The 22,733-nt window shown below is 51.1% G+C and carries 15 protein-coding genes and 9 tRNA genes; 6 read left to right on the forward strand and 18 right to left on the reverse strand.

The annotated features are described in order from the left end of the window. Positions 1-4: 4 nt before the first annotated feature. On the reverse strand, positions 5-1,099 hold the full coding sequence (locus tag K7G70_RS14845; RefSeq protein WP_223789442.1) for a choice-of-anchor Q domain-containing protein: 1,095 nt from the start codon (positions 1,097-1,099) through the stop codon (positions 5-7). 144 nt (positions 1,100-1,243) lie between these two features. On the opposite strand from K7G70_RS14845, the gene K7G70_RS14850 reads away from it, so the two are divergent. Continuing rightward, positions 1,244-2,836, forward strand: a complete 1,593-nt coding sequence (locus K7G70_RS14850) for a peptide chain release factor 3 (protein ID WP_223789443.1) — start codon at positions 1,244-1,246, stop codon at positions 2,834-2,836. A 23-nt stretch (positions 2,837-2,859) separates the two neighbouring features. Here K7G70_RS14850 and K7G70_RS14855 read toward each other — a convergent pair whose 3' ends face one another. Further along, the gene (locus tag K7G70_RS14855) at positions 2,860-3,663 is read right to left on the reverse strand and encodes a helix-turn-helix transcriptional regulator (protein WP_223789444.1); all 804 of its coding nucleotides are present in this window, start codon (positions 3,661-3,663) and stop codon (positions 2,860-2,862) included. Positions 3,664-3,745: 82 nt separating this feature from the next. Between K7G70_RS14855 and K7G70_RS14860 the strand changes: the two genes are divergently transcribed. The 5 genes from K7G70_RS14860 (at position 3,746) to K7G70_RS14880 (ending at position 9,140) form a co-directional block, all read left to right on the forward strand. Beyond that, a complete protein-coding gene (locus tag K7G70_RS14860; protein ID WP_223789445.1) occupies positions 3,746-3,916 on the forward strand; it encodes a hypothetical protein in 171 nt (56 codons plus the stop codon). Positions 3,917-4,140: 224 nt separating this feature from the next. Continuing rightward, a tRNA-Met gene (locus K7G70_RS14865) sits at positions 4,141-4,217 on the forward strand. 137 nt (positions 4,218-4,354) lie between these two features. Further along, entirely contained in the window at positions 4,355-4,873 is a 519-nt protein-coding gene (locus K7G70_RS14870; RefSeq protein WP_223789446.1) for a chalcone isomerase family protein, read from the forward strand. Beyond that, the gene (locus tag K7G70_RS14875) at positions 4,873-7,878 is read left to right on the forward strand and encodes an amidohydrolase family protein (RefSeq protein ID WP_223789447.1); all 3,006 of its coding nucleotides are present in this window, start codon (positions 4,873-4,875) and stop codon (positions 7,876-7,878) included. Before K7G70_RS14870 ends, K7G70_RS14875 begins: the two co-directional genes overlap by 1 nt. Next, positions 7,875-9,140 (forward strand): amidohydrolase family protein, encoded by a 1,266-nt coding sequence (locus K7G70_RS14880; protein ID WP_223789448.1) that lies wholly within the window; start codon positions 7,875-7,877, stop codon positions 9,138-9,140. The genes K7G70_RS14875 and K7G70_RS14880 overlap by 4 nt, the downstream gene beginning before the upstream one ends. A 66-nt stretch (positions 9,141-9,206) precedes the next feature. Here the strand turns inward: K7G70_RS14880 and K7G70_RS14885 are convergent, their stop codons facing one another. From K7G70_RS14885 to alaS, 16 genes are all read right to left on the reverse strand, one after another. Next, entirely contained in the window at positions 9,207-11,114 is a 1,908-nt protein-coding gene (locus K7G70_RS14885) for a SurA N-terminal domain-containing protein (RefSeq protein ID WP_223789449.1), read from the reverse strand. 62 nt (positions 11,115-11,176) lie between these two features. Continuing rightward, positions 11,177-11,253, reverse strand: a tRNA-Asp gene (locus K7G70_RS14890). Positions 11,254-11,258: 5 nt separating this feature from the next. Then, positions 11,259-11,334, reverse strand: a tRNA-Val gene (locus K7G70_RS14895). 12 nt (positions 11,335-11,346) lie between these two features. Then, entirely contained in the window at positions 11,347-11,619 is a 273-nt protein-coding gene (locus tag K7G70_RS14900; RefSeq protein WP_223789450.1) for an HU family DNA-binding protein, read from the reverse strand. A gap of 241 nt (positions 11,620-11,860) precedes the next feature. After that, entirely contained in the window at positions 11,861-14,266 is a 2,406-nt protein-coding gene (gene lon, locus K7G70_RS14905; RefSeq protein WP_223789451.1) for an endopeptidase La, read from the reverse strand. A gap of 29 nt (positions 14,267-14,295) precedes the next feature. Beyond that, positions 14,296-15,555, reverse strand: a complete 1,260-nt coding sequence (gene clpX, locus K7G70_RS14910) for an ATP-dependent Clp protease ATP-binding subunit ClpX (protein WP_223789452.1) — start codon at positions 15,553-15,555, stop codon at positions 14,296-14,298. A 265-nt stretch (positions 15,556-15,820) separates the two neighbouring features. Continuing rightward, positions 15,821-16,423 (reverse strand): ATP-dependent Clp endopeptidase proteolytic subunit ClpP, encoded by a 603-nt coding sequence (gene clpP, locus K7G70_RS14915; protein WP_305067299.1) that lies wholly within the window; start codon positions 16,421-16,423, stop codon positions 15,821-15,823. A gap of 4 nt (positions 16,424-16,427) precedes the next feature. Beyond that, on the reverse strand, positions 16,428-17,732 hold the full coding sequence (gene tig, locus K7G70_RS14920) for a trigger factor (protein ID WP_223789453.1): 1,305 nt from the start codon (positions 17,730-17,732) through the stop codon (positions 16,428-16,430). Positions 17,733-17,762: 30 nt separating this feature from the next. Next, positions 17,763-17,848 (reverse strand) — tRNA-Leu (locus K7G70_RS14925). Positions 17,849-17,889: 41 nt separating this feature from the next. Continuing rightward, positions 17,890-17,965: transfer RNA gene (locus K7G70_RS14930), tRNA-His, on the reverse strand. Between the two features lie 18 nt (positions 17,966-17,983). Next, positions 17,984-18,060: transfer RNA gene (locus tag K7G70_RS14935), tRNA-Arg, on the reverse strand. 22 nt (positions 18,061-18,082) lie between these two features. Beyond that, a tRNA-Pro gene (locus K7G70_RS14940) sits at positions 18,083-18,159 on the reverse strand. A gap of 134 nt (positions 18,160-18,293) precedes the next feature. Next, positions 18,294-18,371 (reverse strand) — tRNA-Arg (locus tag K7G70_RS14945). A 249-nt stretch (positions 18,372-18,620) separates the two neighbouring features. Then, positions 18,621-18,711 (reverse strand) — tRNA-Ser (locus tag K7G70_RS14950). Positions 18,712-19,686: 975 nt separating this feature from the next. Next, positions 19,687-19,935, reverse strand: a complete 249-nt coding sequence (gene csrA, locus K7G70_RS14955) for a carbon storage regulator CsrA (protein WP_223789454.1) — start codon at positions 19,933-19,935, stop codon at positions 19,687-19,689. Between the two features lie 113 nt (positions 19,936-20,048). Further along, positions 20,049-22,670 (reverse strand): alanine--tRNA ligase, encoded by a 2,622-nt coding sequence (gene alaS / locus K7G70_RS14960; RefSeq protein ID WP_223789455.1) that lies wholly within the window; start codon positions 22,668-22,670, stop codon positions 20,049-20,051. Positions 22,671-22,733: the final 63 nt, after the last annotated feature.

A 22,733-nucleotide genomic window follows, 5' to 3' on the forward strand; every position in this document is an offset into this window, starting at 1 on the left:
CCAGTCACTCCAAACGATTCCAAAAAATCAAATCCGGTTCGTGGACCGATTCCACGGCACCGATGTCTATGCGGCTGCCTTGTTCCCGCTGTTGGCCTTTGATGTCGTGAGATGGGTGGGACCAATCATTTCTAAATGGTGTCGGGAAAGGACACACTTGACCACAAGGGTTGGTGCCGGCACCCACCAGTGGCGAGGTCAAATCAGGCTCAAAGGTTTCGGTGTTCATGAAAAACCTGGGCGGCAAATCAAACTCATTGAAGGACTCGGTGGGCACTGAGCCGCTGTCATTTTGTAAATTGTTGCTGTAGCGATAAATCTGGGCGGTGGCGGTGGCGCGCAAGTCAAACTGGTCATTATCGCGCAAAACGTTGTTGGCAATCAGCATCTGTGTGCTGCCAGAACCACTGAGCAACACCCCGCCTGTGTGATTCCAGGCTGTGCCATCCATGGTGTTTTGCAGCACCGTGTTGTTGTGAAAATAGATGCCATCGGCGTCATTCATGATGATTTCCACATTACCGGTGACCGTGGCGTGGTTTTGATACACCAGCGCATTCATCACATTGATCCGGGCCGCACCACTGAGTGACAGCGCACCGCCGAATTGGGCTTCATTGTTAACAAATATAACCCGGTCAAACACCATTTCACCGGTGTTGAGGTTGTTCAGTTTGGTCACATTCAAACCGGCTCCACGCCCGTTCAAATCCAAGCCATTAATGAATGACAGCCCATCCACAAACAAACTGGCGTCTTGAGACAGGGTGATGCGCATCACCCGCGATGCCATCTCACCATCCAACACCGTCATGAAGGCGTTCAAGGATTGTCGCCGGGCACAAGGGCTGCCATTGAAGGTGGTCCAACCACCAGAAATGGTTAAATCCATGCCGTCGGTTTCCAGGTAATCGAATTGGCTGCCATTGGTTTCATACAAGCCAGTTTCCAGGCGGATTTCATCGGCCTGTAAGTTGGCTTCTGCGGTGCTCAGTGCGGCCCGCAATTCAGCGGTGTTGCGCGCACACAGCAGTTCTGCCTGGGCTGCCAGGCTGCCAATACACAATCCGATCAAGACAAATATTTGCAGTGGTTTCATGATGGCCTCATTCCTGTGACTTCCTGGTTAACAATGCCATCGCGGCCAAAAACACACAAAAAAATCCACTGGCGTCGGCTGACATGTTGCTGCTGCTGGTTTTCTGTTAAAATGCGCCCCTGAATTTTCACGGGCGCATTTTTTATGGCTGGCAACAAATCCAACACCTATTTGAATCGCAGGACTTTTGCGATCATTTCTCACCCCGATGCGGGTAAAACCACCATCACCGAGAAAATTCTGTTGTTTGGTGGCGCCATTCAAGTGGCCGGTTCGGTGAAATCCAGAAAAGCCGATCGCCACGCCACTTCTGACTGGATGGCCATGGAACAAGAACGGGGCATCTCCATCACCTCATCGATCATGCAGTTTCCTTATAAAGGTCGCATCATGAACCTGTTGGATACCCCAGGCCACGCCGACTTTTCAGAAGACACCTACCGCACCCTGACCGCGGTGGATTCGGCCTTGATGGTGATCGATTGTGCCAAAGGGGTTGAGGAACGGACCATCAAATTGATGGAAGTGTGTCGCCTGCGCACCACCCCGATCTACACCTTCATCAACAAATTGGACCGTGAAGGCAAGGACCCGATTGAGCTGTTGGATGAAGTCGAAGAAGTCTTGAACATCCAATGCGCCCCCATCACCTGGCCCATCGGCATGGGCAAACGCCTCAAAGGCGTGTACCACTTCCTCAATGACGAAGTGCTGTTGTATGAAGCCGGGAAAAACTACGAAACCCAAGAAGCCCAGGTGATCAAAGGTTTGGATTCGCCCGAGCTGGATGCTGCGCTGGGCACGGCAGCGGCTGAATTCCGCGAAGAAATCGAATTGGTGCAAGGGGCTTCGCATGAGTTTGATTTGGACGCCTACCTCAAAGGCGAGATGTCACCGGTGTTTTTTGGCTCGGCGATCAACAATTTTGGCGTACAGCCCCTGCTCGACTCGTTTGTGGAAAACGCCCCGGCCCCACAACCCCGGGCCACCACCGACCGCGTGGTGGAACCCAGTGAGCCCAAGTGCACCGGCTTTGTGTTCAAAATCCAAGCCAACATGGACCCCAACCACCGCGACCGAGTGGCCTTCATGCGCATTTGTTCCGGGGTGTTCACCCAGGGCATGAAACTGAAAAACAGCCGCACCGAAAAAGACATCAAGATCCCCAATGCCTTGACCTTCATGGCCGAAGAGCGCGGCACCGTGGACCAGGCGTTCCCGGGCGACATCATTGGCATCCACAACCACGGCACCATCAGCATCGGCGATTCATTCAGTGAAAACGAAGTGCTGCAATTCACCGGCATCCCCAGTTTTGCCCCCGAACTGTTTCGCCGGGCCCGCTTAAAAGACCCTTTGAAACTGAAAGCCCTGCAAAAAGGCCTGGCCCAACTGTCCGAAGAAGGCGCGACGCAGTTTTTCCGGCCGTTGCTGAGCAATGAGCTGATTCTGGGCGCGGTCGGGGTGCTGCAATTCGAGGTGGTGGCCTACCGCTTGAAACGCGAGTACAACGTCGAAGCCATCTTCGAGAACGTCGACACCCGCACCGCGTATTGGGTGGATGCCGATGACGACAAAAAGATGCAACAATTCAGGAACAAAAACGAAGCCAACCTGGCCGAAGACGCCCATGGCCACCTGGTTTATTTGGCCCCTTCGATGGTCAACTTACAACTGGCCCAGGAACGCCACCCGGACATCCGTTTCCACAACACCACCGAAACCTTGAAAGCTTAAACCCCATGAGCTCGGCTGGATAATCAGTCGGCGTGGGCAGTGAATAAGGCGGCGGTGGCGACATCGGCCGGGTACAACATTTCCAGGCGGATTTCCTGGGTGGTCAAATCCAATGGCGTGCCAATGGTGGCGATGGTGGTGAAAAAGCGCCCCACTTGGTCGCCCACAGCCAACTCCAAAGTCAACATCGGCAGGCCATAATCCCACACCCCAGTCCAATCGGCGGTGAGCTCATCTGTGTCCATCTGACTGACCCAATCCAACAGCCAGGGATCCTGGCTGCTGATGGCTTCTTCCCGCACCCGGGCGAACAACAGCGGCGCCACTACCGACCAGTTGTGCACATGGGGCCTGAGGCCATCGGCGGCAAAAAACAGCTGCAAAGCGTTGGGAAAACGGGTCAGCACATCCGGGCCCAATAAGTGACCCATCATGGCCTCATAGCCGGCATTGTGCAGCAATACATCGTAGCGGCTGTTGAGCACCAAGGCGGGCATCGGGTTGTGGTTCTGCAACAATTGCTGCAAAGATTGCTTGACCACCTGCAAGGCATCGCTGTCGAGGTTTTGTTCTTTGAATTGGGGCGCGTAGCCGGCGGCCACCAACAGGCTGTTTTGTTGCCGATAAGGCAGCTGTAGGGCTTGACCCAGATACAGCACCATCTCTCTGGAGGGTTGTGATTTGCCATTTTCCACAAAGCTCAGGTGGCGTGTCGAAATGCCCACATCCAAGGCCAACTCCAATTGGCTTTTGTTTTTTTGTTGGCGCCAAAATTTCAATTGTGAACCGACGTCACTGGATGCATGCTGCAAGGTTTGGGTGTTCATGGCACATGACCTCTGAGGTAATGGCGTCATTTAATCATACCTGGCAACATACAACCACCTTTTCACAGATTGGAGAACGCGCATGTTTCGTTTCATCACGGTTATGGTTTTGTTGTTGTTTTTGGGCTTGACGGCGGTGGCCGTTTGGCAGCACGGTTATGTTGGTTTGTTCACCTTCCAGTTGAGCAGCTATGCCGGCATGCAGGTGTTGGCCGATTTGGTCATCGCCCTGGGCTTGTTTCTGCTGTGGTAGTGGCACGATGCCCGCCAAGCAGGCCGCAAGCCATGGCCCTGGATCTTGGCCACCGGTCTCACCGGATCCATTGCACCGCTGATTTATGTGCTCTTATACAAGACCCAAACCCAGCCTTCACACAACGGATAAGTCCAAATACTCGAGGGAAGTGGAATTTGCGTCATTTTTTATTTGTAGCACTTGACAAAACGGTCAATTACATAGAAAATTCGCGCTCTCGTGGCTATATAGCTCAGTTGGTTAGAGCACAGCATTCATAATGCTGGGGTCCCAGGTTCAAGTCCCGGTATAGCCACCACTTTCCTCTTTTTGTTGCTTCTTACCATCGCGCTCGACATGTTGCTCGCGGCCTCTGGCCTTCGCGGGATTGATTTTTCCTTGTGATCTGCCGCACAAGTCCTGCACGCGCTGCCTGGCTTGGGCTATAATGAATGCATGAAACTCATCATGCTGCTGATCATTGGCCTGACTGGCATCAACACCCACCCCGAACAGTGGGTTAAAGTGGGTGAGTCCGAAATCAGTTGGGGCTACAAAACCCCCTACCGCATCAACCTGCGCGCACCCAAAGGGGTGCATGACATCGACGACATCAGAAATGGGGTGCAAGACATCCAATTTGACCTGGAATGGTTGGCGCCAGTCACCACCCAAGAACAAGTCACAGCGCATTTCAAAGAGCTGCTGGAAAATCAGCTCAAAGACCCCGAATCCATCAAATTCAACCGCGTGATCATTGACCGACTGTTGAATAAGCTACCTGCGGCCAATCGGTTTGACCATTGGCAATTCTACTTTTCACCCGATTCTGGCACCGCCGTTTACATCAATGGTGAAAAGGTCCACAACATCATTGGCTCGGAAATCAACCGCGCCTTGCATGCCGCCTGGTTGTTCCGTGACCCGGTGACCACTTCTAAACTGTTAACTCGACTGCTCAAACTAGGACAATAATGACCACAAAACTCAAACTCACAGCCTGGGCTGTGCTGGCCAGCAGCCCTTGGGCGCTGACCGCGCAGGTGCCCACCGAAACCATCAATGGCAACCTCGATCAACGCGACACCCTGATTGCTTTGACCGACGCCACCATCCACCTCAATCCCGATGAAACCATTACCCAAGGCACATTGCTGCTGCGCAATGGTCGCATTGTCGGGATCAACCGCAACAACCAAACACCCGCTGACGCCTTGATCAAGGATTACACCGGCATGCACATCTACCCCGGGTTCATTCACCTGGACAGCAGTGTTGGTTTACCAGAACCCGATGCCAGGCCGCCGTTCTCATGGAACAAAGCCGAGACCATCAACAGCACCACCGAAGGGGCTTACAACAGCAATGAAGCGATCAAAGCCTCATGGAATGCCGCGGCCCATTACGTGCACGATGACAAAGCCAGCAAAGAATTGCGTGAAGCCGGCTTCACCACCGCATTGTCGCACCGCAAAGACGGCATCATGCGTGGCACCTCGGTGCTGGTGAACCTGGCCGATCAGGCTGAGGAACTGAATCTGGTGGCCACCCAAGCAGCCCAGCATTTTGCTTTTGACAAAGGGTCTTCGAAACAGGACTTTCCGGTGTCGCTGATGGGTGAAGTGGCGTTGATCCGCCAAACCTGGCTGGATGCCGAATGGTATGCCCAACAACAGCAAATGACCGACCTGGACTTGGCCGCCATCAATGCCAACCGCGCCTTGCCCAAGATCATCACCGTCAGTAACTGGCAAGAAACCCTGCTGGCCGATAAAATTGGCGACGAATTCAACACCCAATTTGTGGTCCGCACCGCCGCCGATTCATACCGCAACCTCGATGCCATCCAAGCCAGTGGACAAACCTTGATTGTGCCACTGAGCATACCGGATGCACCGGCGATCAGCGATGAGTTGGATGCCTGGAATGTCTCTTATCAAGATTTGAAAGCCTGGGAAGTGGCGCCGCACAACCCCGCGCTGCTGCAACAAGCCGGCATCACCTTTGCGTTGTTGCCTGATCCCGGTAAAAAAGGCTTGGGCAATTTCCTCAAGGACTTGCGCAATGCCCACCGACATGGGCTGGATGAAGCCACCGCATTGCGCGCTTTGACCACCGTCCCCGCGGCCATTTTGGGCCAATCTGATTTGGGTACCCTCGCCAGCGGCCATTGGGCCAACTTTGTGGTCACATCCGGGCCCTTGCTGGAGGCAGAAACTTACGTGGCAGAAACTTGGGTGGCCGGTCACAACCACCCGGTCAACGGCTTGCCCAGCCTGTTGCCTGGCGCCTACCAACTGTCCCATGATGACCAATCGATGGGCATCCACCTGCACGACGACAAAGGCAAACTCAAATTGACCCTGGCCGATGAAGACAGTGAAGTCAAAATCAAAGTCAAACAAACCGGTCAGTTCGTGACCCTGACCATCAGCCAAGACGACTCCGACCATGAGTTGTTCGGGGTCATCAACAACCGCCAGCTGGTTGCCATAGCTCCACAGGAATGGACTTTACAGCGTCAGGGAGACCTGCCGGCCAGCGATGACAGCGATGAGAGCGACAGCAACGATGCAGAGTTGCCACAAATCCCACAACCCTTCACGGCCTACGGCCTGGCCACTGCCAGCACCGCGGATGACATCCTGGTTCAAAATGCCACCGTGTGGACCAATGCAGATGATGGCATCTTGGCCAACACCGATGTGTGGGTCCAAGGCGGCCAAATCAAAGCCATCGGCCAAAACCTGTCCGCACCCAAAGACGCTTTGGTGGTGGATGGCTCTGACATGCACCTGACCAGCGGCATCATTGACGAACACGCACACATTGCCTTGTTGGCGGTGAATGACATTGCGGTGAACTCCTCCATGGTGCGCATGGCCGATGCCCTCAACCCACATGACGTCAACATCTACCGGAACTTGGCTGGCGGTGTCACCGCCGCCCAATTGTTGCATGGTTCGGCCAACCCCATCGGTGGCCAATCGGCTTTGATCAAAATGCGTTGGGGGGTCGACCGCCCAGAAGACATGTTGATCGAAGGGGCCGATGGATTCATTAAATTTGCCTTGGGAGAAAACGTCAAGCGTTCACGCAATGCCCAATCCATTCGCTATCCCCTGACCCGCATGGGGGTGGAACAGGTTTACCGCGACGCCTTCACCCAAGCCAAAGCCTATGAACAGGCCTGGGCTGATTACCACGCTTTGAGCCGCCGGGCCAAACAAAACGCCACCCCGCCACGGCGGGATTTGGCCTTGGAAGCCACTTTGGAAGTGATCAACCAAGAGCTGTTCGTGTCTTGTCATTCCTATGTGCAATCCGAAATCAACATGCTGATGCATGTGGCCGACGACTTTGGCTTCAACATCAACACCTTCACCCACATTTTAGAAGGCTACAAAGTGGCCGACAAAATGCAACAACACGGGGTCGGCGGCTCCACTTTCTCCGATTGGTGGGCCTATAAATGGGAAGTCAACTACGCCATCCCTTACAACGCCGCCCTGATGCACAATGCCGGGGTGGTCACTGCGATCAATTCGGACTCGGGTGAAATGTCTCGGCGTTTGAACCAAGAAGCCGCCAAGTCGGTGAAATATGGTGACTTGTCGGAACAAGACGCCTGGAAATTGGTGACCTTGAATCCAGCCAAATTGCTGCACCTGGATGACCGCATGGGCAGCATCGAAGTCGGCAAAGACGCCGACATGGTGTTGTGGTCTGATCACCCCTTGTCGATTTATGCCCGCGCAGAGAAAACCATGGTCGATGGGGTCATTTACTACGACCGCAGCCAACAAGCGGCCCTGGAAGCGCAAATTGCCGAAGAAAAGAGCCGTTTGATCGAAGCCAGCCAAAACAGCAAAGGCAAAAAATCCAAACGCCGCTCGGCACCACCCCAATTGTTGCACTGTGACACCATCACCGGTGATCACGCCACTGACCACGAACTGTACCACGGAGCTGCCCAATGAAAAGCCTGTTCTTAACCACACTGTTGTTCATCATGGGGCCAGCCAGCGCCCTGCCACCGGCACCCAACGACGCCCCACCGGCTGAGCAGGTGTTCATCAACGCCAACATCCACGTGGGCAATGGCCAAGTGTTGGAAAATGCCCAGTTTGCCATCGCCGATGGTAAAATCACCCGCGCCGGATACTACAAAATCGCTTACACCGGCGATGAAATTGATTTGCAAGGTCAGCACATTTATCCGGGCTTCATCCTCACCGCCACCAATTTGGGGCTGACCGAAGTCGATTCCTTCAAAGCCACTTTGGACTTCAATGAGACCGGTCAATTGAACCCCAATGTGCGCAGCCTGATCGCTTACAACACCGATTCAGAGCGCATCCCTGCCATGCGCTACAACGGCATCTTATTGGCCCAGACCACCCCTTCTGGCGGCTTGGTCAGCGGCACCTCTTCGGTGGTGCAACTGGATGCCTGGAACTGGGAAGATGCGGTGGTGGCAGCCGACAATGGTTTGCATGTCAACTGGCCGGCCGAATGGGCCAAACGGTTTGATTGGAGCACTTTTTCGATGCAGTTGCAAGAGGACAAAAAGTACGCCGAGAAAATCAGCCAGATCAAACAACTGTTTGAAGAGGCGCGCGTGGATCAAAGCCAAACCAACATGAAACTGAATGCGGTCAAGCCGGTTTTTTCCGGTGACAAGACGGTCTACATCCACAGCAACTCACCCAAAGCCATCATTGAAAGCATCCAGTATTTTCAGTCTCTGGGCATCGACCAACCGGTGTTGGTGACCAACCAAGCGGCCGAACAGGTGCTGTCATTCATTGCCCAATCGGGAGTCAGTGTGATTCTGACGGCGGTACACACCCTGCCACACCAAAGTGACAGTTCCATCGATGCCGCTTATGCCCTACCAGCGAAATTGCAAAAAGCCGGTATCCTCACGGCCCTGAGTTATCCTGGATCGATGAGTTCACGCAATTTGTCATTCACTGCAGGCACCACCGTGGCTTATGGCAATTCAGCGACCGATGCCTTACAAATGATCACCTTAAACCCGGCCAAAATCCTGGGCATCGATGGCCAATATGGATCTCTGGAGGTTGGCAAGAGCGCCACTTTTTTCATCAGCCAAGGCGATGCCTTGGACATGCGCAGCAACCGCATCGCAGCCGCTTACATCGATGGTCGCGAGATTGTCCTGGACGGTCGACAACAGGCCTTGTATGAACGCTTCAAACAGAAACTGAAGCAATGACTGCTGACATGCAACCACAAAAAAAGGAGCCGATGGCTCCTTTTTTTGTTCATTGTGGATCAAGGATCAGAACGGAGATGCCTGATTCAACAGGTCTTCGTTGATGGTCACTGAGCCGGCTTCACGCAAAGCTTGTAACAACAACTGCTGTTCATTGTTTCTGATGTTGCGGTTCAGCTGCACACTCTCGGCCGCCAAATCTTCCACTGCGTCCAGCTCCACGTCATTGACCGCGATCAGGTTGACCACGACTTTGTCGTTGCCATTGCCGGACAACACATGGGCTTGGCGCTCACCGGCTGCGGGACGACCCAGTTCAAACACATTTTTCACCAAATTGAATGGCAAGCTGGAACCCACTCGGGCCACGGCTTCGGCGTTCTGGGCGGTTTTCTCATAATCAGCGGCCACTTCAGCCAAGGTTTGCTCGCCCGCTTCAAACAGCTCGACCAAGGTGTTGGCCATCTCGTCGGCCGCCGATTCGGCTTTGTCGCTCTTCAGTTGGGCTTCGATGGAGCCTTTCACCTCTGCCAAAGGCCGCACTTCAGGATCTTTGATTTCATTGATGTGAATGAATGCCACATGGGTGTCACTCAGATAGATGGCGTCGGAATTGTTCAACTGCTCTTTGACATTGGGCGAGAAGGCCGCTTTGACAAATTCAACATTGGCAGTGACGGCATCGGCTCCACCATTGCGCGAAAACAACTCTGAAGTTTTCAATTCAAAACCGGTGTTGATCGCCACTTGGTCCAAACCGCTGAAGGCGTCCAAGGCCGCTTCAGACACTTCGGTCACTTTTTCCAAGAACACAGTTTCAGATTGACTCGCCTGTAAAGCCTGCACAATGTCGGCTTGCACCGCTTCGAACACCGGTTCGGCTTCTGCACGAACCTCGTTCAACTGGATCAAGTGCCAGCCGAATTGGGTTTCTACGGGTTCACTGACGGTACCGGCTTCCATGGCGAACAAGGCATCGTTGAAGGCTTCGACCATGTCTCCAGGCAGCACCCAACCCAAGTCACCGCCTTGTTCGGCCGAACCCGGATCTTGTGAATAGGTTTTGGCCAATTCCGCGAAGTCTTCACCGGCCGCCAATTTGTCTTGCAATTCTTGCAAGACCTCTTCTTCGCTGCCGTCTTTGTTCACCAGGATGTGTGAAGTCAGGCGCTGTTCTGGGGTGGTGTATTGTGCTTTGTTGTCTTCAAAATAAGACAAGGCTTCGGCATCGGTCACAACAATTTCACCGGCCAAATCCTCGGCTTTGATTTCGATGTAGTTGACCGCCACTTGTTCTTCGGTCATGTATTGGGCCGAATTCTCATCATAATGGGCCTGCAATTCTTCTTCAGACACCGTGACTTGCGCCATGAAATCAGCCGGCGATACCGTGACGTATTCAAAATCACGGGTTTGTTTGTTCAAATGGGCCATTTTGCGCGATTCAAACGGGGTGATGAAGGCGGTGGTGGTGAACAATTCATTCAAAGCGGCACTGGCTTGGTCATCGGCCAATTTCATTTGCAACAATTGTGCAGATTGGTTGGTTTGGCTGAGGAAAGCGGCGTACAAAGTTTTGTCAAATTGACCGTTTTCATCTTTGAATGCAGGGGCTTCTTCAATGGTTCTTTTCAGGTCAGCCGCTGTCACCGTGTAACCATTGCCTTGGGCAATTTGTTTGATCAACTCCCGATCAATCATTTGTTCCAGGTATTGCCGTCGCATCATCGGCGAGTCAAACACACTCGGATCCATGCCCTGTCCATATTGAGCGATCATGTTTTGCCGTTGGGTGGCAAACTGACGATTGAACTCCGTGTAAGTGATGGTTTCGCCATTGACTGTGGCCAATTGGTCATTGCTGGACTGGGTGAAATAATCACCCACGCCCCACAAGGCAAAAGCCGCAATCAGCAGAATCATCACGATGGTCATGAACAGACCCGTCGATTTTTTTCTTATCCAAGTTAACATATTTCAATTCACTGCATGGTTGATAAAAAAAAAGGGTGTCTGAATGACACCCTTCTTTGGTATGGCGGAGCGGACGGGACTCGAACCCGCGACCCCCGGCGTGACAGGCCGGTATTCTAACCAACTGAACTACCGCTCCGAATCTGGTGGGTGCTGAGGGGATCGAACCCCCGACCCTCGCCTTGTAAGGGCGATGCTCTCCCAGCTGAGCTAAGCACCCGATTCAGGGGCGTTAGTTTACTGCGTCTTTCAGCGCTTTACCAGCTTTAAATGATGGAATTTTGGCAGCAGCAATTTCGATGGTGGCACCAGTTCTTGGGTTACGACCTTGTCTGGCAGCACGCTCTTTAACAGCAAAAGTTCCGAAACCAACAAAAGTCAGTTTTTCACCTTTTTGCAAAGCAGAAGTAATGGTATCGACCACAGCATCAAAACAGTCAGCTGCAGTTGATTGTGATACATTCGCACTGTCAGCAACGGCTTTGATAAAATCTTGTTTTTTCATTGTGTAACTCCTTCGTCTCGTTATTTTAAGTGTTGACGTCAACGTCAAGAAAGGCGCATTTTATAACAGTTTGCAGCCCTTTTGCTAATATATTTTTATTATTTTCTTTCGCATGAAAATCTCGCTCAATCCTAAGCATAGCTTGATTTGAGAAGCAAGATTTAATTCATGAATTGTGACGGATTTGGCCTTAAATATTCAAAAAAATATACATTAAGAAAAGCACTTTAATCATTCATTATTAATGACTTTTCTCTTTGCCCACATTTTCACTTTTCTTAATCAGTCCAACCTCGTCTTTGTCGTTGGTTTCATCCGCTGAAATGTGCTTAATGCGCTGAGACAAGGCCAATGTCAGCACCTCATCAATCCATTTGACCGGGATGATTTCCAGCTTTTGGGTGATTTGCTCGGGTAATTCCGCCAAATTCTTTTCATTCTCTTGGGGAATGATCACCGTTTTCACCCCACCGCGCAGGGCCGCCAGCAGTTTTTCTTTCAAACCACCAATGGCCAACACGCGACCACGCAAGGTGATTTCACCGGTCATGGCCACCGCGGATTTGACCGGGTTGCCACTCAAGGCCGAAACCAATGCCGTGCACATGCCGATACCGGCACTGGGGCCGTCTTTGGGCGTGGCACCCTCAGGCACATGCACATGGATGTCGTTTTTGGTGAACAGGTCTGCAGGCACCCCAAACAGGGCCGCTCTGGACTTCACCACGGACAGTGCCGCTTGGATCGATTCTTTCATCACATTACCCAAGTGTCCGGTCAGATTCAGCTTGCCGGTGCCGGGGTAAACCGCGGCTTCAATTTGCAGCAAATCACCACCCACTTCGGTCCAGGCCAAACCGGTGACAATGCCCACCTCATTGGCTTTTTCAGCCACGCCAAAACTGACTTTGTGCACGCCCAGGTAGTCGGTCAGGTTTTTCACCGACACACTGATCGCTTGTTGCTCGGGATCGGTCAACAACTGCTTCACCGCTTTGCGGGAAATTTTCGCAATCTCTCGCTCCAAACCACGCACACCGGATTCACGGGTGTAATACCTGACGATGTCTTTGATCGCCGCTTTGGACAGCTTCACTTCGGCTTTCTTCAAGCCGTGGGCTTTGAGCTGCTTGGGCAACAAATAACGCACCGCGATTTCAATCTTCTCTTCTTCGGTGTAACCGGGGATGCGGATGATTTCCATGCGGTCACGCAACGGTGCCGGAATGTTCAATGAATTGGCGGTGGCGATGAACATCACCTCAGACAAGTCAAAATCCACTTCCAGATAATGGTCGGTGAAGGCACTGTTCTGTTCTGGATCCAACACTTCCAACAAGGCCGCAGCCGGATCACCACGAAAATCTCGGGACATCTTGTCCAGCTCATCCAGGATCATCACTGGATTGCATTTTTTTGCTTTGGTGATGTTTTGAATCACCCGGCCCGGCATGGAGCCGATGTAGGTGCGGCGGTGACCGCGGATTTCGGATTCATCGGACACACCGCCCAACGAAAAGCGGCTGAATTTGCGGTTGGTGGCTTTGGCAATCGACTTACCCAGTGAGGTTTTACCCACCCCCGGTGGTCCGACCAAACACATGATCGCCCCTTTCATTTTGGGCGTTCTTTGTTGCACCGCCAAATATTCCAGGATGCGTTCTTTGATTTCGTCCAAACCGTAATGATCTTCATCCAACACCTTTTTGGCATAAGCCAGGTCCAGTTTCAGGTCACTGCGCTGCTGCCATGGCAAGGCCAGGATGGTGTCCAGATAATTGCGTACCACCGTGGCTTCAGCCGACATGGGTGACATCATCTGCAATTTCTTGAATTCAGACTCGACTTTTTCACGGGCTGTTTCTGTCAGCTTGGTCACACTGATTTTTTTCTCAAGGTCGGCATATTCAGAATTCGACTCGTCGATGTCGGTCAATTCTTTCTTGATCGCCTTGATTTGCTCATTCAGGTAGTATTCCCGTTGGTTCTTTTCAATTTGTCCTTTGACCCGGCCCCTGATTTTCTTTTCCATCACAATCAGTTCCAACTCGGCCTCAATCATCGCCAGGATGTGTTCCAAGCGCTCAGACACATCGAGCATTTCAAGGAGCTTTTGCTTTTCTTGGTGTTTGATCACCAAGTGGGCTGAAACGGTGTCGGTGAGCTTTGACAAATCATCGATGTTGGTGATGTTGTTGATGATTTCTTTGGGAATTTTTTTGTGTTTTTTGACATAATCTTTGAACCGCTCACGCAAGGCGCGCTTCAGGGCCAATGATTCATTGTCTTCCAAATCACCGTGGTTTTTCAATTCGGTGTAATGGGCTTTGAAATAGCCATCGTCTTCCAAGTCATTGATTTTGACCCGCACTTTGCCTTCAATCAGCACTTTGTGTGTGCCGTCTTGTAATTTCACCATCTGCAAAATGGACGACAGGGTGCCGACCGCATACACGTCATCGGCATGGGGGTCATCGACCTCGGATTGTTTCTGTGCCACCAACACCACTGGGGCGTTGTTTTTCATGGCGTTTTCCAACGCCAGCACGGATTTCTCACGTCCAACGAACAGGGGCACCACCATGCCGGGAAAGATCACCACATCCCGTAAGGGTAAGACCGAAGATTTGTGTTGTGGGTTTTGCATGTTTTATTTTGTCTCGGTTGTGACCTGGTTTACTCAGACTTTTGGTTGGGAATCTTGCCGTAAACCAAGTAGGGTTTGTTACCGTCTTCAATCACCGCTCGATCAATCACCACTTTTTCGATGTTTTCTTGATCCGGCAATTCATACATGATGTCCAACAAGGCCGATTCCATGATGGTTCTCAAGCCTCGGGCACCGGTTTTTCTGGCCAAAGCCAATTTGGCGATGGCTTCATAAGCGTCTTCACGAATTTCCAATTCCACATTTTCCATGTCGAACAATCGCATGAACTGCTTGGAGATGGCATTCTTGGGCTCTTTAAGGATTCTGACCAAAGCACTTTCGTCCAACCGTTCTAAAGTGGCTGAGACCGGCAAACGACCCACAAACTCAGGGATCAAACCATATTTCACCAAATCATCCGACTCCAATCCTTTGAAGATGGCCAGTTCAGCCTCGTTCTCCAACGGGGATGACACCTCGGCGAAAAAACCAATGCCGGTTTTCACCGAGCGTTCTTGGATGATTTTTTCCAATCCAGAGAAAGCACCGCCACAAATGAACAAGATGTTGCGGGTGTTCACCTGCAAAAACTCTTGTTGTGGGTGTTTCCGACCACCTTGTGGTGGAATCGAAGCCACCGTGCCTTCAATCAGTTTCAACAAGGCCTGTTGCACCCCTTCCCCAGACACATCACGGGTGATGGAGGGGTTTTCGGACTTGCGTGACACTTTGTCGATTTCATCGATGTAAATGATGCCCGATTCGGCTTTGTCAACATCGTAGTCACAATTTTGCAGCAGTTTCTGAATGATGTTTTCCACGTCTTCACCCACATAACCGGCTTCGGTTAAGGTGGTGGCATCGGCGATGGTAAACGGCACATTCAGAATGCGGGCCAAGGTTTCGGCCAACAAGGTCTTGCCTGAACCGGTCGGGCCCACCAACAAAATGTTGGACTTGGACAACTCCACCTCTTCGGCATCGGCGTGATTGGATCGAATTCTTTTGTAATGGTTGTACACCGCCACCGCCAGTACTTTTTTGGCCGTGTCCTGGCCAATGACGTATTCATTCAACAGTTCGTGAATGCGTTTTGGGGTGGGCAGATCCTCCAGGCTTTCGGCCAAGGTGTCTTCCATTTCATCGCGAATGATTTCATTACACAAGTCAACACACTCATCGCAAATGAACACACTGGGACCAGCGATTAATTTGGTCACTTCTTGTTGGCTTTTGCCACAAAAGCTGCAGTGTTTGACTTCTTCTAAACCTTTATTTTCACTCATGGATCTGATTTAATTCGGTTGTAATATAGGTATGATACAAAAATTGGTCGCTTGTGGATACAGTGAAGCGGCTAAATCCTGCATTAATTGTCGGTAATATGCGGGTTGAAAAGCGAGATTCAAGGGCCACAGGAGGCCAGTTGACAGAAAGTTTAACCCGGTTGGAAATCCTGCTTTGGCGGCCCTTGCCACCCGTTTGCCAAGACCCTTAACCCAAAAAACCACAACCGTGGGTTGTGGTTTTTCTGAAACTGGGTTGGCTGGATCAGCGCGATGCCACGACCTGATCAATCAGCCCGTATGCTTTGGCTTCATCGGCACTGAGGAAATGATCTCGGTTGGTGTCTTTTTGGATCTTTTCCACCGATTGACCCGAGTGTTTTGCCATCAACTCATTCATGCGCTTCTTGATTTTCAGGATTTCTTTGGCCTGAATATCGATGTCTGAAGCCTGGCCTTGGAAACCACCAGAAGGTTGGTGAATCATGACCCGCGAATTGGGCAATGCAAAGCGTTTGCCTTCGGCCCCGGCATTCAGCAGGAAAGCCCCCATCGAAGCGGCTTGACCAATACACATGGTGCTGACATCCGGTTTGATGAACTGCATGGTGTCATAAATCGACATGCCAGCGGTGATCACCCCACCCGGGCTGTTGATGTACAAACTGATGTCCTTGTCTGGGTTGTCGGCTTCCAAAAACAACAATTGCGCCACCACCAAGTTGGCCATGTGGTCTTCGACCGGGCCCACCATGAATATGATGCGCTCTTTCAGCAGACGGGAGTAGATGTCAAAAGAACGCTCACCACGAGCGGTTCTTTCGATCACCATCGGGACTAAATTCATCGCTTCTTCAATGTGCTTCATCGGTTTATGCCGTTGGTTTCATGACGTCATCAAATGACATTTTTTTCTCTTTGATTTCAACCTGTGACTCAATCCACTCCATCACTTGCGTTTCGATCACACTTTGCTCGATGCTGGCCATCAATTCTTGGTTTTGGTAATACATTTGAATCACCTCTTGCGGCTGTTCAAAGGTTTGTGCGATTTCATTGATTTGTTCACGCACCTTGGCGAAATCGGTTTTGATGTCTTGCTGTTTGGCCACGTCTTGAATGATCAAGGTGTTCAAAATGCGGTCTTTGGCGGCATCAACAAATTCAGTGGCTTCACGCAATGGGGCGTTTTCTTGGCCCATTTGTTTGGCCCGCTGTTGTTCTTGTTGGGCCATGTGTTGGCTTTCACGGGTGATCATGGACTCTGGCAACAAGGTGTCTTTGGCGGCTTTGCGCAAAGCTTGCAAGGCCTGATTCTTGAAACTGATGTTCACGGCTTGCGTCAATTCACGATCCAAGTTTTTCTTGATGTCGTTGCGGAAGTCTTCTTCTTGGCCGCTTTCGACCCCAAATGATTTGACAAACTCTTCATCAATATTTGGCAGCTTGGCTTTGCGCACATCCGTCACTTCAAAACTGAACTTGGCTTTCTTTCCGGCCAATTCTTGGACATTGAATTCTTTGGGAAAGGTCAATTCCAATTCACCCGCTTCTTTCACTTTCAAACCAACGATGGCGTCTTTCAGCTCATCGGGAATGCGGCTTTCACCCAACAGCACACCCATTTTTTCGGTGCCTTTTTCAGGGTAACTGAAGCCCTTGCCTTTGGCGCTGTATTCAATGGTCACCAAATCTTTGTTGGCAATCTTGCCTTTGCTTTCTTTCCAATCTTGCTTTTGCTTTTGCAAGTTCTTGATCATGCCATCAATGTCTTTGTCGGTGACTTCAGCCACCATTTTCTCGACTTTCAGTTTACCGTACTCAATGGCCGGCACCTGAGGCATCAATTCAACCTTGGCTTGGAACTCAAAACCACCGTTGTCGGTGTCATCAGCTTTCACCACTTCAGGTGCCGCGATGATTTCCAACTCATTGTCTTCAATGGCTTTTTCAATGGAGTCTTGCATCAGTTGACCCAGCACTTCTTGTCTGGCGTGCTGACCAAATCTCTGTTGCAAAATGTTTTTCGGGACCCGGCCTTGTCTGAAGCCTTTCAACCTCACTTCTTTGCCCAGCTCAACTAATTTGGCGTCCACTTTAGATTGAATGTCATTGGGTTCAAAAGCCACATTGACTAAGCGCTCTAAACCTTCTGATTGATCTATTGAGATTTGCATCATAACTCCACGTGTAAATCGATAATTTTTTGGTGCGAAAGGAGAGACTCGAACTCTCACATCATAAAGATACTGGTACCTAAAACCAGCGCGTCTACCAATTCCGCCACTCTCGCGTATGTTCGCTAATAAATATAAATGATATGAGGAATGAATATGGGGTGGCCGATGGGGCTCGAACCCACGACAACCAGAATCACAATCTGGCGCTCTACCAACTGAACTACGGCCACCATAACAGATGTCCCGCCTGGCGCGCCCGGCAGGACTCGAACCTGCAACCCTCGGCTTAGAAGGCCGATGCTCTATCCAGTTGAGCTACGGGCGCATTGCGGTTTTTATCATAAATGTGGTCGGGGTAGAGAGATTCGAACTCCCGACCCACTGCTCCCAAAGCAGTTGCGCTACCAGGCTGCGCTATACCCCGATTAATTCACTCATTTCATCAAGCTGGCGAATTTTAATACCTAAAACCACCAAGTTCAATGATAAAGTGAGGTTTCTTGTTCATATTTCAATGAACGATTGGAATATAAAATCCATCATCCCAACCTCAAAAAATGGCGCGCCCGGAAGGATTCGAACCTCCGACCACCTGGTTCGTAGCCAGGTACTCTGATCCAACTGAGCTACGGGCGCTCAAGGGTAGCGAATTATCTTGTTTTTTTTGATGCAAGTCAACAACTAATCATCGCTAATTTTTACAAGCCTGATTCAGCGCTTGAAATATGGCGGAACGTTCGGGATGATTGAAAACCTCCTGTTTTCACCGCTGTGCGGCGCCTCCGGCGATAAAAAATGCTCCAAGCGTTTTTTTCGAACCTCGGCTTCTCAACCTTCGTGCTCCGTGATATTTATTTCAGCCCGCTTTATGGGCTTAAATAAATATGGCGGAGAGTGAGGGATTCGAACCCTCGATGAGCTTTTAACCCATACTCCCTTAGCAGGGGAGCGCCTTCAGCCGCTCGGCCAACTCTCCAAATTCTTCAATTGCGGTATTTTACTTGTTGCAAACACAAGATTCCATCTGCGATGGAACGAGTTCGGGATTTACAAAACACGTCCGGTGTTTTGCCCTTCGGGTCGCCTACGGCGATCAAATTTGTTCCCGACAAATTTAGTCGAACCCTCGATGAGCTTTTAACCCATACTCCCTTAGCAGGGGAGCGCCTTCAGCCGCTCGGCCAACTCTCCAAATTCTTCAATTGCGGTATTTTACTTGTTGCAAACACAAGATTCCATCTGCGATGGAACGAGTTCGGGATTTACAAAACACGTCCGGTGTTTTGCCCTTCGGGTCGCCTACGGCGATCAAATTTGTTCCCGACAAATTTAGTCGAACCCTCGATGAGCTTTTAACCCATACTCCCTTAGCAGGGGAGCGCCTTCAGCCGCTCGGCCAACTCTCCGAATTCATTTTCTGGCATTTACTAGACTTGTTCACCAGATTCAAGTGGCGCTCCCAATGGGAGGCGCCTTGTTCCGGGCTTCCTGCCCTTCACCCTAAAGGGTCCGCTTCGCGGGGCAAAAATGATCCCGTCATTTTTGTCAGCCGCTCGGCCAACTCTCCGAATTCATTTTCTGGCATTTACTAGACTTGTTCACCAGATTCAAGTGGCGCTCCCAATGGGAGGCGCCTTGTTCCGGGCTTCCTGCCCTTCACCCTAAAGGGTCCGCTTCGCGGGGCAAAAATGATCCCGTCATTTTTGTCAGCCGCTCGGCCAACCCTCCGAATTCATTTGTTCAAAGATATTTTACTTGGCTTTGTTCCAAGGTTCCATCTTGACTGGAATTCCAGTATGTTGATCTGCTTGGGTATGGCACCCCCCTGACCTACTTTTGATGGAACCGATTTCAGGACCTGAAGGGGCGACATGATGATGCTGAATCATGCCAATCAGAGGGCGTGTATTTTAATTCAATACAACAAGATTGCAACTTTAAAATGTGGGATTTATTGATTGCCTACGTTGTCGTCGTCAATTTCTGGTTGGTTGGCATTGCCATCATTGCCATCATTGCCATCATTACTGGTTGATTGCTCATTCTTGATGCGTTCATAAATTTCTTCGCGATGCACGGCAATCTCTTTCGGTGCATTGATCCCTATCCGCACTTGATTGCCTTTGATGCCCAATACTGTCACGGTCACATCATCACCAATCATCAAGGTTTCACCCACTCTTCTTGTTAAAATTAACATTTAAATTCTCCTTATGTTGTCTCACAGTCCCTCGGGCAGAACTGTACAGACAGGTATTTCTATACCCATCTTATTAAACAAATTAGACTATACTTCGGTCAAAAAATGAAGCGCTAATTTGATATATTGCCAGCCATCTCAGACAGGGTCTGCGCGATGGCATGCTTGATTTCGTCGTTTGAAGCCTCACCGCCACCTTGGGCAAAATCGGGTCTTCCGCCGCCGCGTCCTCCAATTTGTTCCAGCACGTGCTTGATCACATCACCGGCTTTCAGTTGTTTGGTCAGGGCCTTGGTCACACCGACCAACACCTGCACTTTGGGTCCGGTCACATTGGCCAGCACCACCAAGCCAAATTCAAATTGGCTCTTGAAACCGTCGATGGCGTCTCGCATGACCTCCAGATCTGAATTTTCCAGCACCTGACTCAAGACATGGATGCCATTGATGCTTTCAACCTGTTGTTGCAGGTCGCCCACAGACTCACTGGCCTGGGCTTTGTGCAAGTCACTCAACTCTTTTTCCAACTGTTTGTGTTGGTTAACCAAAGTTTCCACCGCGGTGAACACCTGGTCGGCTTTCACATTGAAAGTATGGCTCAATTGTTTCAGTTGCGATTCTTGGTTTTGCATCATCGCCAAAGCCGCGTCACCGGTCACCGCCTCAATGCGGCGAATCCCGGAAGCCACAGCCGCTTCGTAAGTGATTTTAAACAGGCCAATGTCACCGGTGCGGTTGACGTGGGTACCACCACACAATTCAACCGAAAAACCACCAAAATCCATGACCCTGACTTGATCGCCGTACTTTTCACCGAACAAAGCCATGGCACCATAATCAATGGCTTGATCGTACGACATTTCAACATCTTTGGCGTGAAAATTTTGTCTGATGGCGCGGTTCACTTCGGCTTCTATGGCCTGCAATTGTGCCAATGGAATGGGTTGGTCATGCGAAAAGTCAAAGCGCAATTTTTCGGCATTGACCAGCGAACCTTTTTGTTGCACATGGGTGCCCAACACATCACGCAAAACTTTGTGCAATAAATGGGTGGCAGAATGATTGCGAATCACCTGTTGGCGGTGAGCCCCATCGATCTCGGTTTGCACCGTGGCTGCCTGGGACAGGGTGCCTGACTGCACCGTCACTTGATGCAAATGAAATTGGCCAGCGGCTTTTTGTGTGTCGGTCACTTGGGCGGTGAAACCGGATCCCTTGATGCTGCCGACATCACCCACTTGGCCTCCAGACTCGGCATAAAATGGGGTTTGGTCCAACACCACCACACCTTGGTCGCCCACCTGCAGTTGGTCCACGGGCTTGTTGTCTTGCAACAGCATGATCACTTGAGCGCTGCCTTGCTGTTGGTCATAGCCGGTGAATTCGGTCGGCGTCAGTGCCTTGATCACATCGGCAGAAATTTGATTGACTTGAGAGAATTGTTTGTTCGATTTGGACTGCGCTTTCTGTGCCTGCATGCAAGTGGCAAATGCCACTTCATCCACCACCCGGCCATCTTCTCTGGCCACATCTTGGGTCAGATCCAGAGGAAAGCCAAACGTGTCATACAGCTTGAAGGCCACCTCACCTGGCACCGCTTGCCCTGCAGGCAATTGGGCGGTGGCTTTGCGGTATTCTTGCATGCCCACATCCAAGGTATCGGAGAACTTCACTTCTTCTTTTTGCAAAGCCCCTTCAATGGCTGCTTGTTCGGACACCAACTCAGGGTAATCCTCACCCATGACCTCGATCAAGGGTTGGACCATGTGGTGGAAAAACAAGCCTTGGGCACCCAATTTGTGCCCATGTCTGGCCGCCCGCCTGATGATGCGCCGGAGCACATAACCGCGGCCCTCATTGGAAGGCAACACGCCATCGGCAATCAAAAACGCACAGGTGCGGATGTGGTCGGCAATCACTTTGAGTGAGGGGTTGGCCAAATCGCTGGCGCCAGTTAATGCGGCAGCGCGTTGGATCAGGTGTTGAAACAGATCGATGTCGTAATTGTTGTGTTTGCCCTGCATGATGGAGGCGATGCGCTCCAGTCCCATGCCGGTATCCACACACGGACTGGGCAATGGTTCCAGGGTACCATCGGCTTGCCGATCAAATTGCATGAACACCAGGTTCCAGATTTCAATGAAGCGGTCACCGTCTTCTTCTGGCGTCCCCGGCGGGCCGCCAGCAATGGCTTCACCGTGGTCATAAAAAATCTCGGTACAGGGCCCACATGGACCGGTGTCACCCATTTGCCAGAAATTGTCTTTGGCGCCGATGCGGGAAATCTTGTCAGCCGGAAAACCGATTTCATGTTCCCAAATGGCGGCGGCCTCATCGTCTTCTTCAAACACCGTGACCCACAATTTTTCCACCGGCAAGCCCAGTTCTTCAGTCAAAAAATCCCAGGCAAACTGAATCGCTTCGCGCTTGAAATAATCACCAAAGCTGAAATTACCCAGCATTTCGAAGAAAGTGTGATGTCTGGCGGTGTATCCCACCTGGTCTAAGTCGTTGTGCTTGCCGCCGGCACGCACACAACGTTGGGACGATGCCGCCCGGGTATAAGCCCGTTTCTCGGCACCCAGAAACACGTCTTTAAACTGCACCATACCGGCGTTGACGAACAACAAAGTCGGATCATTGCCCGGAATCAACGAGCTGCTTTTCACAGCCTGGTGTTGATGCCGTTCAAAAAACTCAATGAATTTGGCCCTGATTTGTCTGGTCGATAACATGATTGGTGCATTTAAAAAATTAAGCGGGAAATTTTATTGATTCAGTTCCCAATATACAACCCC

Origin of the sequence: Marinicella meishanensis, from assembly GCF_019931145.1 — a bacterium.
Lineage (GTDB): Bacteria > Pseudomonadota > Gammaproteobacteria > Xanthomonadales > Marinicellaceae > Marinicella > Marinicella meishanensis.

Coding starts and splice junctions, on each gene's coding strand:
- K7G70_RS14845 (WP_223789442.1), bottom strand. CDS start 1,099: ATGAAACCACTGCAAATATTTGTCTTGATCGGATTGTGTATTGGCAGC.
- K7G70_RS14850 (WP_223789443.1), top strand. CDS start 1,244: ATGGCTGGCAACAAATCCAACACCTATTTGAATCGCAGGACTTTTGCG.
- K7G70_RS14855 (WP_223789444.1), bottom strand. CDS start 3,663: ATGAACACCCAAACCTTGCAGCATGCATCCAGTGACGTCGGTTCACAA.
- K7G70_RS14860 (WP_223789445.1), top strand. CDS start 3,746: ATGTTTCGTTTCATCACGGTTATGGTTTTGTTGTTGTTTTTGGGCTTG.
- K7G70_RS14870 (WP_223789446.1), top strand. CDS start 4,355: ATGAAACTCATCATGCTGCTGATCATTGGCCTGACTGGCATCAACACC.
- K7G70_RS14875 (WP_223789447.1), top strand. CDS start 4,873: ATGACCACAAAACTCAAACTCACAGCCTGGGCTGTGCTGGCCAGCAGC.
- K7G70_RS14880 (WP_223789448.1), top strand. CDS start 7,875: ATGAAAAGCCTGTTCTTAACCACACTGTTGTTCATCATGGGGCCAGCC.
- K7G70_RS14885 (WP_223789449.1), bottom strand. CDS start 11,114: ATGTTAACTTGGATAAGAAAAAAATCGACGGGTCTGTTCATGACCATC.
- K7G70_RS14900 (WP_223789450.1), bottom strand. CDS start 11,619: ATGAAAAAACAAGATTTTATCAAAGCCGTTGCTGACAGTGCGAATGTA.
- lon (WP_223789451.1), bottom strand. CDS start 14,266: ATGCAAAACCCACAACACAAATCTTCGGTCTTACCCTTACGGGATGTG.
- clpX (WP_223789452.1), bottom strand. CDS start 15,555: ATGAGTGAAAATAAAGGTTTAGAAGAAGTCAAACACTGCAGCTTTTGT.
- clpP (WP_305067299.1), bottom strand. CDS start 16,423: ATGAAGCACATTGAAGAAGCGATGAATTTAGTCCCGATGGTGATCGAA.
- tig (WP_223789453.1), bottom strand. CDS start 17,732: ATGCAAATCTCAATAGATCAATCAGAAGGTTTAGAGCGCTTAGTCAAT.
- csrA (WP_223789454.1), bottom strand. CDS start 19,935: ATGTTAATTTTAACAAGAAGAGTGGGTGAAACCTTGATGATTGGTGAT.
- alaS (WP_223789455.1), bottom strand. CDS start 22,670: ATGTTATCGACCAGACAAATCAGGGCCAAATTCATTGAGTTTTTTGAA.